The organism is Mesorhizobium sp. M0184 (assembly GCF_040322215.1).
GTDB lineage: Bacteria > Pseudomonadota > Alphaproteobacteria > Rhizobiales > Rhizobiaceae > Mesorhizobium.
Map to the genome: position 1 here is coordinate 130,130 of NZ_JAMYSZ010000011.1, position 15,885 is coordinate 146,014.

At 59.0% G+C, this 15,885-nt stretch carries 24 protein-coding genes; 16 read left to right on the forward strand and 8 right to left on the reverse strand.

All coding sequences use genetic code 11. The features are described from left to right. Positions 1–6 precede the first annotated feature (6 nt). From NKJ23_RS15925 to NKJ23_RS15960, 8 genes are all read right to left on the reverse strand, one after another. Positions 7–669 carry an ssDNA-binding protein gene (locus NKJ23_RS15925; RefSeq protein WP_352680955.1) on the reverse strand — a complete coding sequence of 221 codons (663 nt, stop codon included), beginning with the start codon at positions 667–669 and terminating at the stop codon, positions 7–9. 57 nt (positions 670–726) lie between these two features. Continuing rightward, complete coding sequence (locus tag NKJ23_RS15930) at positions 727–1,941, reverse strand: DUF2800 domain-containing protein (RefSeq protein ID WP_352681128.1); 1,215 nt, start codon at positions 1,939–1,941, stop codon at positions 727–729. Further along, a complete protein-coding gene (locus tag NKJ23_RS15935) occupies positions 1,938–2,504 on the reverse strand; it encodes a hypothetical protein (RefSeq protein ID WP_352680956.1) in 567 nt (188 codons plus the stop codon). The genes NKJ23_RS15930 and NKJ23_RS15935 overlap by 4 nt, the downstream gene beginning before the upstream one ends. Next, positions 2,501–2,719, reverse strand: coding sequence for a hypothetical protein (locus NKJ23_RS15940; RefSeq protein WP_352680958.1), 219 nt, complete (start codon positions 2,717–2,719; stop codon positions 2,501–2,503). Before NKJ23_RS15940 ends, NKJ23_RS15935 begins: the two co-directional genes overlap by 4 nt. Continuing rightward, complete coding sequence (locus NKJ23_RS15945; RefSeq protein WP_352680959.1) at positions 2,716–3,267, reverse strand: hypothetical protein; 552 nt, start codon at positions 3,265–3,267, stop codon at positions 2,716–2,718. The genes NKJ23_RS15940 and NKJ23_RS15945 overlap by 4 nt, the downstream gene beginning before the upstream one ends. After that, a complete protein-coding gene (locus NKJ23_RS15950) occupies positions 3,267–3,476 on the reverse strand; it encodes a hypothetical protein (RefSeq protein WP_352680960.1) in 210 nt (69 codons plus the stop codon). The genes NKJ23_RS15945 and NKJ23_RS15950 overlap by 1 nt, the downstream gene beginning before the upstream one ends. A gap of 15 nt (positions 3,477–3,491) precedes the next feature. Beyond that, positions 3,492–3,833: a hypothetical protein gene (locus NKJ23_RS15955; protein ID WP_352680962.1), complete on the reverse strand. Its 342-nt coding sequence runs from the start codon at positions 3,831–3,833 to the stop codon at positions 3,492–3,494. Positions 3,834–3,990: 157 nt separating this feature from the next. Beyond that, positions 3,991–4,479, reverse strand: coding sequence for a hypothetical protein (locus NKJ23_RS15960; protein ID WP_352680963.1), 489 nt, complete (start codon positions 4,477–4,479; stop codon positions 3,991–3,993). 163 nt (positions 4,480–4,642) lie between these two features. On the opposite strand from NKJ23_RS15960, the gene NKJ23_RS15965 reads away from it, so the two are divergent. The 16 genes from NKJ23_RS15965 to NKJ23_RS16040 all read left to right on the forward strand — a co-directional run bounded on the left by NKJ23_RS15965 (position 4,643) and on the right by NKJ23_RS16040 (position 15,801). After that, positions 4,643–4,951 (forward strand): hypothetical protein, encoded by a 309-nt coding sequence (locus tag NKJ23_RS15965; RefSeq protein ID WP_352633411.1) that lies wholly within the window; start codon positions 4,643–4,645, stop codon positions 4,949–4,951. Positions 4,952–4,968: 17 nt separating this feature from the next. Then, positions 4,969–7,437 carry a VapE domain-containing protein gene (locus tag NKJ23_RS15970; protein WP_352680964.1) on the forward strand — a complete coding sequence of 823 codons (2,469 nt, stop codon included), beginning with the start codon at positions 4,969–4,971 and terminating at the stop codon, positions 7,435–7,437. A gap of 891 nt (positions 7,438–8,328) precedes the next feature. Beyond that, on the forward strand, positions 8,329–8,556 hold the full coding sequence (locus NKJ23_RS15975; RefSeq protein ID WP_352680965.1) for a hypothetical protein: 228 nt from the start codon (positions 8,329–8,331) through the stop codon (positions 8,554–8,556). Positions 8,557–8,617: 61 nt separating this feature from the next. Then, complete coding sequence (locus tag NKJ23_RS15980; RefSeq protein ID WP_352680967.1) at positions 8,618–8,830, forward strand: hypothetical protein; 213 nt, start codon at positions 8,618–8,620, stop codon at positions 8,828–8,830. Positions 8,831–8,874: 44 nt separating this feature from the next. Beyond that, positions 8,875–9,126 (forward strand): hypothetical protein, encoded by a 252-nt coding sequence (locus tag NKJ23_RS15985; RefSeq protein WP_352680969.1) that lies wholly within the window; start codon positions 8,875–8,877, stop codon positions 9,124–9,126. 15 nt (positions 9,127–9,141) lie between these two features. After that, positions 9,142–9,348, forward strand: coding sequence for a hypothetical protein (locus tag NKJ23_RS15990; RefSeq protein WP_352680971.1), 207 nt, complete (start codon positions 9,142–9,144; stop codon positions 9,346–9,348). 28 nt (positions 9,349–9,376) lie between these two features. Beyond that, a complete protein-coding gene (locus NKJ23_RS15995) occupies positions 9,377–9,805 on the forward strand; it encodes a hypothetical protein (RefSeq protein ID WP_352680972.1) in 429 nt (142 codons plus the stop codon). An 18-nt stretch (positions 9,806–9,823) separates the two neighbouring features. Then, entirely contained in the window at positions 9,824–10,018 is a 195-nt protein-coding gene (locus tag NKJ23_RS16000; protein WP_352680973.1) for a hypothetical protein, read from the forward strand. Between the two features lie 3 nt (positions 10,019–10,021). After that, entirely contained in the window at positions 10,022–10,582 is a 561-nt protein-coding gene (locus NKJ23_RS16005; RefSeq protein WP_352680975.1) for a hypothetical protein, read from the forward strand. A gap of 478 nt (positions 10,583–11,060) precedes the next feature. After that, positions 11,061–12,416: a DUF3560 domain-containing protein gene (locus tag NKJ23_RS16010; protein WP_352680977.1), complete on the forward strand. Its 1,356-nt coding sequence runs from the start codon at positions 11,061–11,063 to the stop codon at positions 12,414–12,416. An 83-nt stretch (positions 12,417–12,499) separates the two neighbouring features. Beyond that, a complete protein-coding gene (locus tag NKJ23_RS16015; RefSeq protein WP_352680978.1) occupies positions 12,500–13,021 on the forward strand; it encodes a methyltransferase type 11 in 522 nt (173 codons plus the stop codon). A gap of 38 nt (positions 13,022–13,059) precedes the next feature. Continuing rightward, positions 13,060–13,638: a hypothetical protein gene (locus tag NKJ23_RS16020; protein WP_352680980.1), complete on the forward strand. Its 579-nt coding sequence runs from the start codon at positions 13,060–13,062 to the stop codon at positions 13,636–13,638. A 27-nt stretch (positions 13,639–13,665) separates the two neighbouring features. After that, the gene (locus NKJ23_RS16025; protein WP_352680981.1) at positions 13,666–14,016 is read left to right on the forward strand and encodes a hypothetical protein; all 351 of its coding nucleotides are present in this window, start codon (positions 13,666–13,668) and stop codon (positions 14,014–14,016) included. Continuing rightward, the gene (locus tag NKJ23_RS16030) at positions 14,006–14,245 is read left to right on the forward strand and encodes a hypothetical protein (protein ID WP_352680982.1); all 240 of its coding nucleotides are present in this window, start codon (positions 14,006–14,008) and stop codon (positions 14,243–14,245) included. Before NKJ23_RS16025 ends, NKJ23_RS16030 begins: the two co-directional genes overlap by 11 nt. Then, positions 14,242–15,402 (forward strand): helicase HerA-like domain-containing protein, encoded by a 1,161-nt coding sequence (locus NKJ23_RS16035; protein ID WP_352680984.1) that lies wholly within the window; start codon positions 14,242–14,244, stop codon positions 15,400–15,402. The genes NKJ23_RS16030 and NKJ23_RS16035 overlap by 4 nt, the downstream gene beginning before the upstream one ends. Before the next feature lie 51 nt (positions 15,403–15,453). Continuing rightward, positions 15,454–15,801 carry a hypothetical protein gene (locus NKJ23_RS16040; protein ID WP_352680986.1) on the forward strand — a complete coding sequence of 116 codons (348 nt, stop codon included), beginning with the start codon at positions 15,454–15,456 and terminating at the stop codon, positions 15,799–15,801. Positions 15,802–15,885: the final 84 nt, after the last annotated feature.

Genomic DNA, 15,885 nt, shown 5'->3' on the forward strand with positions numbered 1-15,885 from the left:
GGTAGATCAGAAGTCGAAATCGTCCTTGGCGGCCGGCTTCTTGGCCTCCGAGGACGGGCCGCTGTCGAAGCCATCGTCTTCGAGATCATCAAAGTCGTCAGCATCGACGTAGACACCGCCGCCCATGCGATCACCTTCCTGGTGCGACCGGATAGCCTCGATCGAGGCGAAGATGCCGCGACCGCCCTTTTCGGTGCCGAAGAAGGACACGATCACGTCTGCGTAGGCGCCGCCGTAAAAGACATCCAGGATGTCCTTTTCCTCGACGGGGCGCTTGTGGCGGTCCAAGAGCTTCGGCCGGCGAGCACCGCCGCCTGGGCCGCCTGCGCTGATGGCGTAGTTGCCCTCATAGCCGGCGTAGACAGCGCCCTCCTTGTTCTTGAAGCGCTCGCCCTTGCGGTAGCAAACCCGTTTCGGATTGTCCTCGGCAATAGACTTGTAGGCGTCCTCATTCTTGAATGCCTGCTTCGACGCTTCCTTTAGCGCCGCCGCGACCTTAGCGCGGTTCGCGTCATATTCCTTGCCGGCAGATTCGAGAATCATGTTGGCGGAATGCTTCGGCTTACCGTCTTCGACCGTGGCCTTTTTGTCCTTCAGGGAATCGGTGAAGGAGAGGCGAACGCGCTTCAACTGAACGGTTCGACCGTCCGATTTTTGTTCGATTGACATTTGCAGATTTTCCTTTGCTCGGTTTGGGTAGTGCGGTTGCAGGGTGGTGGCGGTTGCTCAGTCGAGATCGTCGAACTCATCTGCAAGTGGCGTGAGGGCCGGTTTCAGATGATTTTCATCAACAAGCTTTGGCTTGCCGCTGGCCCGATCAACCAGCGTCAACAGTTGCTCCCATGTCTCCGGGTGCCCCTGCTTTCTCTTGCCCGGCTTCACCAGTTTTTCGATTTCGGTGATGCCGATGATCTGTTTTGGTTTGAACGCCTTTTCGCCGAGCGCCTGCACAAGCAGCGCCTCGGCCTTCTTGGCGTCTTTGAAATAGCGGTCACCGAGGTCGCCAGCGACAGCCTTTGAGCCCGGATCGGGATTGCCGTCGAGCGCGGCGCGCAGCGATTCCTCGTGCAGTTCCGCCAAGCGCGCGCGGATGTCAGGCGCATGTTGCACAACCAGCCAACGTCGCTCGCCAACAAGGTTCTGCCGCTCGTAACCGGGGATGACGGTGTTGGGCAAATCCGCGCAGGCATCGGCCGCCATTTCCATCAGCCAGCGGTCGCGCGGGGGACATCCGCCTGGTGCCTTCCGTACCTCGCACCAGCGGCACGCCTTCGAGCTTGGCTTGAACTCTACGTCGCCCGAAACGATCTTCGCGTAGACGACCTTCATTTCCTCGCCGAAAGCGAGCAGGTCTTCGAGGCTGATTTCCCAATATTTCATGCCACCAGCGCGCGGCTGGTCAATGTTGAGAACGACCTTCTCCACGGGCGGGCGACCGAGCCAGTGCCAGATGCCGAGCGCGTAGAGGCGCAACTGCTTCGTGCCAACCGCGTCAACTGGCACGCCTACTCCATATTTCAGGTCGGAAACGTAGAGCGCGTTGAAGAAGCCTGGCCAGTATTCCACCCATCCGGTATCACAGGTGCCGAACTGACCTGGCAGCCACGGCGACAGGTCAACCCTGATCTCGACGTGCGGGTTGCCGGTGTGCTCGCGCACCCAATCAATGCCAGGCTGCAGGTGCTCGGCCATCTCGTCATCGACGACATATGTGAAGCCGTCAGCGCTGATCGTGGCGCCGACGAAATGCTGCGGATCGAGGCCGAAGTCCAGACACATCTCGCGGACTTCGTGCGCCACGGTGCCCTCGGCCGACCACTCCGACGCATCGCGATCGACAAGCTCGCCACCGGCCTGCAACTTGTCGATCAGCGCCACCGAGGCGGTGCATGTGCTCCACCGATCGCAGGCGGATGGCGAGAGGCGGGCGTGTGCGCTCACTTCTGAGCACCAGCCTCGTAGGCTGCGATCAACATGCGAATGGTGTCTGGATTCGCAGCAGCGATGTACTCGGCGAGCGTGCCGAAATAATGCTTGTCGGCTGGCACGGCAGCGATCCATTGCCGGCCCATGCCGAGCCCGTTGTCGCCAATGACGCGCACATACTTCTCGCCGAAGGATTGCTTTGCATCAGCGGCCCATTGCCATTGCAGCCAGTGCTCGGGCAGGCCGGCAAGCGCCGCTTTTAGGCCGTTGAGCCGATCCGGCAAGGTCCGCGCCTTTTCGCCAATCACTGGTGCCATGACTTCTGGGTGGATCGGGAACGGCTGCCGTTTGGTAAGGCGGACCTGTTCCATGAGGGCGTCGAACTGCCGACGAATTTCATTGCGTCCCTCATCTGTATCCACGTCGGGCCAGTATGCGGCTATGGTTTCGTCGGTAAGCGGATGGTGTTCAGGCGATTCCGCAATTTGGGCTTCTGGATCGTCGTAGCGCCGCTGCATGTCTTGCAGGTCGCCGCCGAATTGAGCATGTGCGGCTAGAACGTCAGGGTGAAATTTCATGTGCGAGTCCACTTCCAGTGATTGCGGGCATAGACGAACCACAAGGCGACGTTCATCGGGAGCAAGCCCCACGCGCCGACCGTGACTATCCAGACCAGCCATAGGGCCTGGTTGCCGAGACCAATCAGCCAGGCATAGCGCGACTTGTTGCCGGCGAGGATGGTCATGTAGATCGTGATGGCCGATAGCAACCACGGCAGGTAGTCGTGGATCATGCGAAAACTTCCCTCACGATTTGCCAGAGATCGGCTTCGCTCATCACCTGGTCGCGAACGAAATCGTTGTCGGGCAGTTTGCCGCGCGGGCAGAACACCCTCACTGGCATGTCGTAAACATCACCCTTGAGCATCAGTGTCGCGGTCGGCTGGTTGACAAACGTCTCATGAATGTCGCCGGCCCTCATGCGGTAGGACTCACCCTGCAACATCGCGTCCACCTGCCTGATGAACAGTCGCGCGGGATCGCCAAAGGGGACGAGAACTGTATCCTCCCCCGCGCGCGGCTGCGGCGTATAGACATCGTGCGATGGGTCTAACCCTCGCGTCGTCGATTCCCGGTAGATCGCGTTGACCATCGTGCCGCGCAGCACGAAGCTATAGAAGTCGAACCGATGGTCATGCAGTTGCGTAGCGACATTCTGCCGAGGGATGGCCGAATGACCCCACACGTTGACTCGCTTCGAATTCGGCAGGTCGATCTGAATGAAGCCGTTGCCGTGGACGCGGATGCCCGTGCCCTCGGCGCGGATTTCGTCGAAGGTCATCAAGGGAGCGACTCCATGTCACCTTCGGACGTGAAAGGGCCCTCGAAAGTGATTTCGGGGTGGCCCCACTGCTTGCGGCCGTCTTTGTCGAACAAGCCGTGTGGCGTGTTGAACGATGTCGGCGTCTCCACCAGGATTTTGCTCGGGAACCGAGTGCCGACCTGATTGGTGACCACAATGTGTCGGAAGGGCGGAAAAATATGGGACATGGTAAGCTCCTGGGTTCAGAGAGACCCGAACGACCTGGCAGCCTCGTCTCTGCGCATCCCGGTTCTGGCCATGATGCTCGCGCAGACGCGCTCCTGCCGCTCCGTCTCGGCGGTATTGGCCCACTGGCGCGCAGCACGCTTGCGCTGGCCGCGTGTCGTTCCCAACGTCCGATGGACGCGTGGAGTCTTGGCCGGAACGCTGAAGCCGCGCCCGCCCGTCATCAGGGCCATGGCGTTCCTGCGTGCCAGGAAAGGGCCACTGTCCACGCCAAGCGGGTTGCCGAGGCGATGACTCTGCCCGGCATCGCGAGTTAGAATCTTGGCGAATGCTTTGCCGAATTTTCCGAGAAGGTTCACGTCTGTCTCCTGTGTTCGAGGCGTTTCAGAAGCGAGCGGGACAGCAGCAGGGACTGCCTGGAGTCCGAAGGCTTGGGAGGACAGGTCATCGAACCCTCCCGCTCGCCGCTGAAGCGCCTCCCGGCGTCGGCCGGGAGGACAAGCTGTCAGCAGTCGCTCAGAGGTCGAGATCGTCCGAAGCAGGTGCCTTCGGCGCCTCGGTGATGTCGCCCTTCGCCGTCAGCTTGGCGATCTGTTCCTTGAACAGCGGAATGGCCGACTCCATGATGTTGCTGGCATCCGGTTTGGCGTCGGCGGCAACGTCAGACTTCTTGATCTTCTCGTGGTTCAGGAGGTCCCGCATCTTGGCCTTGCGGGCATCACGTTCTTCGGGCCGGTCGGTCGCCGTGATGTAGCCGGCGATCAGTTCCTTGATGCCCTCGTAGGGGTTGACGCGGTTTTCCGGCGAGGTCGAGATGTTCCCGTTGTCCTTCGGCTTGTCGTCAGCCTTGGGCTTGTCCTTCGCGGCAGTACCCTTGCCGGCAGCAGTGACGGCGGCGCCGACTTTCTCGAAGGCTTCGGTGCGCAGGGACAGAAGGCTTTCGGTGACGGCGACCAGTTTCAGAACGGCGGCCGTGTTTTCGGCGATGGCGGTTTCGATGCTCATAGTGTCTCCTTGGTGGGTGTAAAATCACGTTTGGCGTGAATGCATCAACCTTAAATCACGTTCCAGATCACGTTTCAAGGCGTATGTGCAAAAATTTCACGTTAAACTTGATTTATGGAATGCGGCCGGATAAGGTGGCCGAAATTCCAACCAAGGGGAAACCATGGACGCGCAGACTTACACAGGTCGCCCGAGCAAGAATGCCGATTTCAAGCTCTATGACGGCAAGCTCTATCAGGTGCTTCTCGAAAAACTCCCTTCCAAGTTCATCAAATTCGGCCGCGTCGACACACTCAAGCTCTCTGAGGCGACCGGCAACGCTCGTTTCACCGTCTATCGCTGGCTGAACGACCAGGTTCTGTCGCGGAAGGCGATCCACGCGCTGCTGAAACTGTCCCAGGAAACCGATGAGGCCGAAAAGAAGGATGCGCTGACGAAAGAGGACTTGATTCCCTTCGCCCTTGGCCTCTGATTTTCCGTAGGCGTATCATGGCAAATGCCCCCACGCTCGGCAGCGTGTTTGATTCTGTCCGTCCGCTGATCGAGGCTGGTGCATCCCTTCATTGGCTTGTGCCGTTCGAGAAACGACCGATTGCTGACGAATGGTCGAAAGCCCCACTGCAAACCGAGGCATCCCTTCGCGCAAGTTACCGCGAGAACGCCAATATCGGCATCCGGCTCGGCGAGCCGTCGAAAACCGATGGCGGCTACCTGCATCTGATCGATCTGGACATTCGAAAGCGAGAACTGGCGGCCGAGGCATGGGCCAGGTTGCTCGAACTCTGGCCGGCCGCGCGATCATTTCCATCAGGCATCAGCGGTTCGGGCGGTGAAAGCCGCCATCTCTATTTTCTGACCGATGCGCCGTTCCCGAAGAAGAAGTTGGCGAAGTCGATCGGCTTCACGATGGTCTTCGACAAGGCCAAAGGTCGCGATGTCCGCAAGTATGATTGGGAGATAGACCTTTACGGCACCGGCGCTCAAGCCGTACTGCCGCCGTCCATCCACCCCGAGACCCGCCTTCCCTATCGTTGGGAACGGCCGCTCGATCTCGACATGCCGTTCCTAATGACCATCGGGGCGGCCCTGATCGAGCAATGGGGCATCAGCGCGAGCACAGCGCCGCAGCAAGACGATGAAGACGACCTTTTTTCGATAGTCCGCGCCGCGCCGATGGACCTGGAAGAAGGCAAGATCAACGAAATCATGGCTGGCCTGCCCGCCGATTGGGTTGATGACCGCGACCAGTGGTTGACCGTCGGCGCAGCGCTGCATCACCAGTTCGAGGGCGCCAATGAGGGCTTCGAGCGGTGGAACGAATGGGCGAAGCAGTCACCTAAGTTCGATGCGCGTGATTCGGCTCGCGTCTGGAAATCGTTCAAGGGCTCCAAGAACCCGGTTCGGATGGCAACGCTCATTCAGGCGGTCAATGCCGTCAAGCTCGCCAACGATCTCGGGCTCGACGATGACTTCGATCTGCCGGCTGTAATTCCAGCAAAGGCCGACAGCGATCTATCCGACCTGCTCGGCGTCGATGACCCCCAACCCACCCCGCAAGCGGCCGCAACCGACGTTGCCGATCCCGATTGGCTGCACAAGCTGCACCGCAACGAGGAAGGCGAGCTAAAGAGCACGCTGCCGAACGTGGCCCTGATCGTCGACAACGACCCGCGCATCCGAGGCACCCTGGCGTACAACGAGTTCGCCCAGGAAGTTGTGCTCAAGGCCGAACCCAAGCGCGTTAAGAAAAAGCGTGACTCGGCGCACGAGCCCGTGAATCTCGTCGGTCGGCTGTGGGAAATGAAGGACACGCTGAACGGCGACAACTGGACCGACAGCCACGATGCCGCCGTCCGATCGCTGATCGAGAGCAAGACGCAGTTGAAGGGCTACGGTATCAAGGTCTCCGACCGCGATTTGCGCGGCGGCATCGACATGAGCGCGCAAAAGCGTCGCTTCCATCCGATCAAAGAGCTGCTGACGTCGGTCAAATGGGACGGCAAGTGCCGCGCCGAGACGCTGTTCATCGACTACCTCGGCTGCACCGACAACGACTACAACCGCCAGGCCGCGCTAATGATGCTGGTCGGCGCCGTGGCGCGCGTCATGCGGCCGGGCCACAAGTTCGACTTCGTGCCGATCCTCGAAGGCGTCCAGGGCAAGGGTAAGTCCACCTTCATCGAAATCCTCGCCCTGCACTGGTATAACGAACTCACTGGCGACATCAGCGACCCGAAGCAGATGGTCGAACTCATGCAGGGCTCGTGGATTCTCGAACTCGGCGAGCTTTCCTCCATGGCTCGCGCCGAGGTCAACGATCTCAAGGCGTTCGTCAGCCGTAAGGAGGACAAGGTGCGGCTGGCATGGGAGAAGCGGGCCAAGGACTTCCCTCGCCAGTGCATCTTCATCGGCTCTACCAACGATCGGGAATATCTGCGCGACATGACTGGCGGCCGGCGCTTCTGGCCCATCGTCTGCAACCTAGTCGGCCAGATCGACAATCCCCGGCTGCGCCGGGAGGTCATGCAAATTTGGGCCGAGGCGGTCGCCATCTATCACGGGATGTCAGCCAAGCACGGTAGCGCAGACCTCCCGCTTCATCTCACCGACGAAGCCGCAGCCACGGCCCTGGTGATGCAGGAAAGCCGCCGCGTCGAGACCAGTGAGGAAATGCTTGCCGGCAAAATCGAGGCATGGCTTACCCAGCCGATCGGCACCGACGAAAGATTTGACGACCTCGATGCGGATGCTCCGAAAGCCTATCGCGACGAGACCTGCGTGCAGCAGATATGGGAAGAAATGCTCGGCCGGGACGGCTCTGTCCCCCACACCGAAGCCATGAAGATCGGCAAGGCCATGCTGATCGTCGGGTGGCCCCGCACCGAGGGTCCGGTAACCAGCCGAGAGATCAACAAAAAATTCGGAAAATGCCGCGTCTACCAGCGGCCCGAAGATTGACTACAATCACAAAGTAGGAATAGATTGAATTGACCCGCTTCGGCGGGTTTTTTCTTGGGAATGCGATTGTATCGTCATTTCGCAGAAGTTGCGAAATTTCGCACTTCCGAGATGAGCCACAACCTATTTCCTCACTTCCGCTCACCCTCTCTCCCCCTCACACCCGATTCCCATATAGTTTAAACTGGAGGTACTACCACGTGGTCTGGCGTAGGCCGGGTCTTCTGCTATCCCTTCTCTTTATAACTATTAGATTTTAGGGTGAGAAGGGTGAGAAGGTGAGAGAGCGTTGATTTTGCTACGTTTTTCCGCTCACCTTGTCAATTCCGAGGATGAGAGAGGTGAGCAGCAGTTTCTCTGCGCCAAAATCAACCAAATTCGGGTTAATAGTGAGGATTGCTCACGTTTGGTCTTCTAATAGTGAGGATTGCTCACGTTTTTCAGTTTCGCTGCGCTGAAATTCACATTCCGCGTGACTCGCGCTCTGGGTCTCCCGCCACCGATCGACCCCGCCAGGAAGGACCCAAAGCCACATCCAATTGAAATCATTGAGCTTTTCGCGACGACACATTCAATCGAGCAACGCGGACACAGACCATCGTGCAGATGGGATACAGGCTAACCATTTGAATGTATTGAGTGAATTGCCTTCTATCCCCATTGCATCATGACGCGGGCAGCATGACACGCGATGACGGGCAGCCCTGTCGATAGGGCTCAACGCCTTGCGCCTGGACGGCAGCGAGGCTCCACGGCAGCGCCTGGACGTGGCAGCACGGCAGCGAGGCTCCACGGCAGCGCCTGGACGGCAGGCGGGCAGCACAGCAGCACGGCTTGACATGCAATCGACTTTCACTTATTGCGTGAAACTCAATAGAAGGAGTCGAGACCATGAGTAACAATGCAATGTGGCACGCGCACTTTCGAGTCACTCGGCCGAACGGCAACACGTTTAGCGAATTGGTTTCGCTTATGTCGCCGGATTTGGTCGATACACGGGAAGCGAAACGCCGCGCGACCGCGACCGCTCGGGCAAGGCTGCAGAAGAAACTGGCCAAAACATTCATGAATGGTGAAAAGCTCGCAATCTTCCACATCGAAACGCGTTGCGTGGGATAGGTGTTGACTCATACACGAGTTTCACTTAAAACGTGAATTACAAGAAACGGGAATTGAGCAAATGGCTAAAACACTGGTTTTCGCAACTCGGGCAGCACAAGGCGCCGTGCCTAAGCCGTGCTCAAAATCGACGGCAAAAGATTTCATGGCAGGCCGCGCAATTGAACGCGTGGCGCGCTTGCTCGACGGAACGCGGATTGCGGTGCTCGGCGACGGGCAAGCGGTTTACATGCATTTCATGACACGCAAGCAAATGGCCGCGTGGGGACTCTGACGCGCCGCACGTCTAACCTTTCACTTTCAACGGGAGAATCACCAATGCTTGCAAAATTGATCGCTGCCATGTGCGCCACGGCTGCCGGCAGCTTCGCGCTTGCCTGCCAAGTGCCTGCCGAGCCCGTCCAGGCGCCACGGTTCGAAGTCCGAGTCGTGACCTATGACGGGCAGCTATTCATTGCCGGCAGCGGCGACGATTGCCGCGCCGCGTGGCAGGGCGCCGTCGTGCCTAAGGGCTGGCAATCGATCGAATGTGTTGACGCCACGGCGCCGCGCTTCGCCTTCCACTTTTAACGGGAGAGTCACCAAATGACCGGCTATGATGAACAGACCATGACCAATGCGCAACGCGGCTTTGAAGTATACGGCGCCGATGGTCACGGCTGGTACGGATACGCCAAAGACGTTTCCGAGTGGCTGCCGCGCAACGTGACTGTAAAGCCGTCACTAAACCCGCTGTTTGTCTACTTTGTCGGCATGAATGCAGCCAAGTTGCGCAAGCTCGGGTTTATCTAGATTTCACTTTTAACGGGAGAGTCAAGCTATGGCCATTTTTCTATACCGTCGCGGCAACGGCAACGAAGGCAATTATCCGTTCGCTGTCATCCAACTTCGGGAAAAAGACAATCCTTATGATGCGCTTGCCGCGCTTGTCGAGAATGACTTTACCGCCGGCCGCAAGACTCGCCGTTTCGTGCGGAACAATGTCGAGATCGACGGCGAAGCGGAATTCGGAATTCACGCGACGGTTTATGAGGGACCGGAAGGCGAAACGGAATTCGACGCCGCATGGTTGACGGCAGAATTGCAGCCTCTGGACGAAAAAGACGCGGCCTATCACTGCGAAAACGGACTCGGCTATCGCAAGGATTATTACGATTTTGACACGCCGCGACGGCCGCACAAGTTGACGGAATTGTTGGACGCTAGCGCCTTGCGCCACTATCGCGCGGCCTTGAAGCGGAAGGCGTGACCCATGGAACGCGAGCACATGAAGAGTCTCGTTACGCTGGCACGCCACGCCTATTTGCACGGCTTCACGATCACTGCCGACGTCTACATGAGACAGGCGCTTTGTTGCGCCAATCGGCTGCAGGACTCGAAGCTTCGCGCGGCCGTTTTCGTGATCCGCAACAAAATGCGGCCGCACGTGCGGGCAGCGCTCAATCCCGTTTCGGCAGCCTGAGACTTGGCGCCGGATCATATCGCCGAACTGGCCTTAATCGAGATGTCGCGGCTATTGCGTGCCGCAGAAACCATCAAGGAGTCGACCATGGGAAACATTCCACTTTCTGCCCGCGTCAAGGCTGCCGTCGCCAACGGCCGCTGCAGCGGCACGGTTTGGGTTCACACAACGGCGCGCTTCCGTGTCCGCCTGGAAATCGAGCCCGATTTTGGATATCGATATGACGGCGATGATGAAAACGGCGAGACGCAAGCCAAGCTCGACTCAAGGGAATATATCGCTTTCGATTCGGCTGTCATTGTTGAACTGGACGGCGAAGAGATCGCACGCGACAGCCTAGGCGGATCGGTTTACGCGGCTGATGAAATCGCCGAGTTCTGGACGGCGCACCGCTGCAGCGACCCTATGAACCGAAACAGTTCGATCATGCGGGCAGCCCATGGCGGTAACGTCTCAATCTGCCACTATTTCCCCGGCATGGTCTCGGAGGCAATCGACGCGGCGCGATGCGCCGTCGAAATCATGCGCATTCCGCCAAAGATGCGCGGCGACATTGCAGACTGATTTTCTGTTTGACATGCAGCCTAGTTTCACTTTATAAGTGAATTGCAAGAAACGGAGTTGAGACCATGCCACGCAAAACCAGCCTTCGGACCATTCGCCGCAATCGGGCACGTCGTGCCATGGCGTTGCAGAACGTCGCGCTCGGGCTGGTTTGCGTGTCGTGCGGGCTTCTTTGCGCCGTTGCGCTTATCGCCTTCGGTTCAATGCTCTAATTTCACGTTTTTCGTTAGTGTCAACAAAAGGAGTGCATGTCATGAAATACGAATCACCATTTCGCCGCGACACTTTTGCCAATCGCACGGAAGGCCGCGTGAGGCGCGAGACGCGCCGCGCCGTGATCGCTGCAAAACGGTCCTGGACGTTGAGCTAAAGCTTTCAGGCGCGGCTACGGTCGCGCCTTCCATCCCTGCAAAATCAAACCGGCTTGCGCCGCGCCGTTGAGCGCATAGGCGAAGCCTTGCCCAAAGGATCAACTGCAATGCAAATCAGCGCAACTTACAGCCCGGAAGATAACAAAATCCGGCTTTACGCTTCGGCCCGGCTCGACTCTGAGACATATGAAAGGGTCAAGGCTGCCGGCTTCCATTGGGCGCCAAGGCAAGAGCTTTTCGTTGCGCCGAAATGGTCGCCGAATCGGGAAGATTTGGCGATTGAGCTTGCGGGCGAAATCGAGCCGGAAGAAATGACCATTGCCGAGCGCGCGCAAGCCAAGGCCGAGCGCCTGGACGAATTGGCGCACAAACGCCACCGGCAGGCAAACGCCTACAATCGAGCCGCGCAAGAGCTTTCCGAAGCATTTTCAAACGGGCAGCCGATTCTTGTCGGCCATCATTCCGAAGCAAAGGCGCGGAAGACTCAAGCCCGGATGCACTCGGCAATGACCAATGCCAACAAGGCTGCAAAACTGGCAGATTATTGGCTGTATCGCGCCACGGGAGTCGAGCATCACGCAAACCGGAAAAATGATCCGCGAGTCCGCGCTGGCCGGATCAAGACGCTATTGGCCGAGTTGCGCGACATGCAACGCGATATCAACCACGCGCATTTGTGCTTGGCAGCATGGGAAAAGATAACTCAGGATGAGGCAATAAAAATCGCGATCGGCCGCAGCATTGCCACGGGTTCCCTAGCGCCATGGGATTTATATTCGAAGGTCGGCAGCGGCGAAGTCTCGCTTCAAGATGCGCGGTTGCAGTGCATCGACGCTGCAAACCGCACAATCAACGGAAACAGACGGCGCCGTTACATTGCACACACATTGAACCGCCTGAGCTACGAACGCGAATTGCTCGGCCCGGTTTCACGGTTCGAAGGCGAATTGACTCCCGTCATCTTGCAGGCGTTCGCCAGGGAACACGGCGCCCATAAGCCGGAAGGCCGCAGCGTCGACGCGGAAACGTTTATCATCGAAAGCAGCGCAGCGCTTCCGTTGCATCTCGCAAACGACACGTTGCTTGAATTGTCGGCCGATGAATGGCGCGACCTGATGCAATCGGCTGGCTATGAAGTGCCGGCGAAGAAAGACGGAATGCCGCCAATTTTGAATCTCAAATGCGAGACCTTGCAGGCGCCGAACCGATACAAGCGCGGCGAAGTCCAAAGCTTCCCCGTTGTCGAAATGACTAAGGCGGAATACGGGAAAATCAATTCTGAGCAACGCGGCACCCGTCTTTCTATCTGCGGCGAATTCCGGTTCAAGATTTGCCCGAATCCGCGCCATGACGGGCCGCGCTATATGGCCGGATGGTGCGCGGTGTTTCTGACGGACTCGAAGGCTCATCCGCTGCCCGACTCGGTCTCGGCATTGGAAGGCGCGCAAGTGGTGGCAGCGTGAACCGGCCGGCGATCTATTCCAGGCCAGCGAAGCCAATGCGGATTCCCGTTCAGCGGCGCGACGATTTCGACAAGCTGGCAGCCGTGGCGATTGCCGAGCCCGTGACGGTCGACAAGTTCACGGAATGCCACGTAACGCCTAGCGACGTCGCCGCGCGCATGGTCGGCTATCTCGGCCCGCAAGGCGACTATTTGACGTTGGAACCTTCGGCCGGAACCGGGCAGCTTTCTAAGGCTCTATTGGCTGCCGGGCATAGCAAATATGAGCTTGTCCAGGTCGAGCGGCACATAAAGCTTGCAGGCGGCGCCTTGCATGGTTTCGGTTCTGTGATCAACCGTTGTTTCCTGGAATGGGCGGCCGAAGTCGCGGGCAAGGTTGAGTTTCCGCGCATCATCATGAATCCGCCTTTCAGCGACGTTCGCAAGCATGTCGCGGCAGCGGAGTCGCTGCTAGGTCGCGGCGGCCATTTGGAACCGGCCGTGCTTGTCGCTCTTGTGCCAATTACCTTTCAGCATCGAAGCGCGGAAACATTGGAAACGCTGCCGGCCGACACGTTCGCCACGGCTCGCGTCAACACGAAAATCATCAGGATCGAAAAGCCTTAAAGGCTTACCTGTCCTTAACCGAAAAGAGGTTAATTCCAATGCCTGAATTTCAAATGCCGGTTGCCGATTCTCGCGAATGGGAAAAGCTGGACGCGTTTACTCAGGGCTTCATTGAAGCCGCGTTTTTCAGCGAGACGGCTTGTTTCACCATGGCCGAATGGTTTGAGCCTGAGACGCAACACGCAATCGCCGAAGGCCAGTCAGACGGCAACATTCCCAGCGATTGCGACACGTCGCACATTCACCCGGATTCGCTCAAAGAGATTGCCGAGTTCTGCGCCAAATTCCAGGCAGACGCGGCCGAGCTTCTAAGCCGCGCCTATGCCCGCGATTATGACGAAACGCAAGCCGGCCGCGATTTCTATTTCACGCATACCGGCGCCGGAGTCGGCTATTGGGATCGCGAAATTTTGGAGCCGCAAGGCGACGAATGGGAAGCGACAGAAATCCCGCTCGATCAATGGACTCCTGAGCTTCGCGCAACACGCGAAAGGCTGAAGGCGGAATCCATCGGCGAATTGCTTACCAAGGCTGCCGGTTCTGGCGAAGTGAATCCATTTTTCGGGGATCACGTCGACTATGACGACGCGCCTTTCGTCCACTTTTCCATCTATTGAAATCACGTCAAAAGAGGGATTCACGTCATGACATGGCACACATTCAACCGTGCAGACCTGGACGCGTTCAAGTCGACTTGGCCTTGCCACGGGCTGCCCGACTCGCTCAATCGCCTAACGTTCGAATTCGGCAGCAATGGCGATTTGGTCGACATCGAAGCCAAAGCCCGCAACGGCCGGCGCCTGGACTCGGCTGAATTCGACGGGCCGGCAATGGTCGCGCTTTCTCAGGACGCGCAAAAGCTTGCGGCCGAACCCGTGACTCCTGTTTTGTTTCGCATCGATCGAAGCGGAAAAGATAGGCAGGTAACGGCAGTGTTTCCGGCCGAACCGGCAGACTATGCCGGCCGCTCCCATGGGGGCTATAATGGGCTCTAATCAATACGGCTACTGGAAAGACGCGGATATGAAGGCGGCGCAGCGTCGCCTTGATATCGCGAAAAGGAGAATCTGCGACAAATATACGAAAAAGCATAACGACCTGGTCGCAAAGTTAGAGGCACTACGGCAGCAAGAACGGGATGAGTTGAAAGCAGCTAAACAGCGTTGGGAAGACGAAACGGACGCCGCTGTGACACTATGGCCGGAAGACAAGGAAATAAAATGACGGCGCTTTCCCTCGGGCAAGGCGCCGCAATCCCGCACCGCTATTTGACTCGCCACGTCGGCATTTTTGGCGCGACTGGCACGGGCAAAACGACCACGCTAGGCGCCATAGCTGAAAGGGCGCCCTGCCCTGTTTTGATCCTGGACGCGAAAGGCGATTTAGAGTCGCTTGGCGCTTCGCTCTTGCGTCCAGCCATGCGAATCGACGCAATGGGCGCCGACCTTATCGCACGCGCGCTAGACCTTTCAGACGCGCAAGCCGGCGCCCTGCAAATTGCCCTAGCATGGGCGGAAGATTCCGGCCGCGCCGTTGCCACGCTGGCAGACTTGCGAGCCCTGTTGAATTCAGCCCTGCAGCACGATCTAAGCCGCGACTACGGACTCATTTCGCCTATATCGGTTGCAGCCGTCCAACGGGCTCTATTGCGCCTTGAACGTGGCGCGCCATGGGCTTTTCAGGACTCGCGCCATGATCCGCGCGACACAAAGGGAATCACGGTTTACGCGGCAAGCGAGTTAACCCATTTGCCCGGACTCTACGGCGCCTTTGTCGCTCATACCCTGGACACGCTTTACCGTGGTCTCGGCGAACTCGGCGACGTGCCAGCGCCTGGACTCCTTGTCATGATAGACGAGGCGCACTTAGTTTTCGACGGCGCGACTCCGACCATCGTTCGGCGGATCGAACAAATCACGCGGCTAATCCGTTCGAAGGGAGTCGGCCTGATTTACGTCACGCAATCCCCTTCCGACCTGCCGCAGATTATCGCCGGGCAGCTTGCCACGCGCATTCAACACGCTTTGCGCGCGTCTACCCCGCACCACCACAAGGCGCTGAAATCGGCTGCCGAGACCATGCCGGGCAATATCAGCCCGGCAAGCATTCTCGGGCTCGGGACCGGTCAAGCCATTGTAAGCGTGCCAGACCACAACGGCGCGCCGTTGGCTGGTCGCGTGGTCGCGGTGCAACGCGGCCGGCTGCCGCTGCATAGTGTCGGGCTGCCGCCTGCAACCGTGATCCGCCAAGCGCGACGGGAAACGACCTGTCAGCCCGCGCCGTTCCGGCCGCCTGATAAGAAGGCGCGGCCGTGGTGGTATTGGCCGACCATTGTGGCGGCCGCAATTTATGGTCCGATGATTCTACTAGCCATATTCTGAGACTCGAGCCCGGCAGCCAAAGCCGGGCTTTTTGTTTGTCCAGGCGCTGCCGTGCCGCCCGCTGCCGTCCAGGCGCTGCCGTGGAGCCCGCCTGCCGTCCAGGCGCTGCCGTGGAGCCCGCCTGCCGTCCAGGCGCTGCCGTGCTGCCCGCTGCCGTCCAGGCGCTGCCCGCTGCCGTCCAGGCGATGCCGTGCTGCCCGCTGCCGTCCAGGCGCTGCCGTCCAGGCGCTGCCGTGCTGCCCGCTGCCATCCAGGCGCTGCCGTGCTGCCCGCTGCCGTCCAGGCGCTGCCGTCCAGGCGCTGCCGTCCAGGCGCTGCCGTCCAGGCGCTGCCGTGCTGCCCGCTGCCGTCCAGGCGCTGCCGTGCTGCCCGCTGCCGGCCGTCCGATTGATCGTGTAATGTTATTACATTTCATACCTGTTCCGCGCGATTCCGGGCGAAAATCCGAAACCTCGATCGACCGACACACGGCGCCGAAAGCTC